At 56.7% G+C, this 443-nt stretch carries 1 protein-coding gene; it reads right to left on the bottom strand.

Annotated features, from left to right (window positions below; genetic code table 11):
* The coding region (locus QRD02_RS14335; RefSeq protein ID WP_290255646.1) for a T9SS type A sorting domain-containing protein at positions 1-443 on the bottom strand (443 nt) is incomplete at both ends.

Below are 443 nucleotides of genomic sequence, written 5' to 3'. Positions count from 1 at the left end.
TCCGTTTGGTTTACCAGTTTACCGTTTATGTCATAGATCATCAATTTCTCTAGGGAAATGTTGGTCTTGTTCACAAGGTTCACCACATTGTCCGCGGGGTTGGGGTATAACGCCAAGCCCTTGTCCAATGAGTTCTCGGCCACGCCGATGGTGGTCTCCACGGTAAGCTCGAAATCACAGGTTGAGGCGTTTCCGTACTCATCGGTAGCGGTCATGGTGATGGTGTAAGTGCCATCGGACAACGGAGTGCCGGGGGCCGGGTTCTGGGTGGTGATGGTCACCGGATCCGTACAGTTGTCATCCGCAATTGCCTCGCCCGTGGCGAAGTAATCGGGCAGGATATAGAACAGGTTGCCGGCTCCTGGATCCACGGTCTGGTCCGCAGGGCAGGTAAGCTCGGGAGCCAGCCTGTCAACCACGCTCACCTCGGCGGTGCAGGAGGC

This window comes from Aequorivita aurantiaca (genome assembly GCF_030410135.1).
Classification (GTDB): Bacteria; Bacteroidota; Bacteroidia; order Flavobacteriales; family Flavobacteriaceae; genus Aequorivita; species Aequorivita aurantiaca.
The sequence above is the reverse complement of the archived record's forward strand: the minus strand, read 5'-3'. Positions and strand labels throughout refer to the sequence as shown.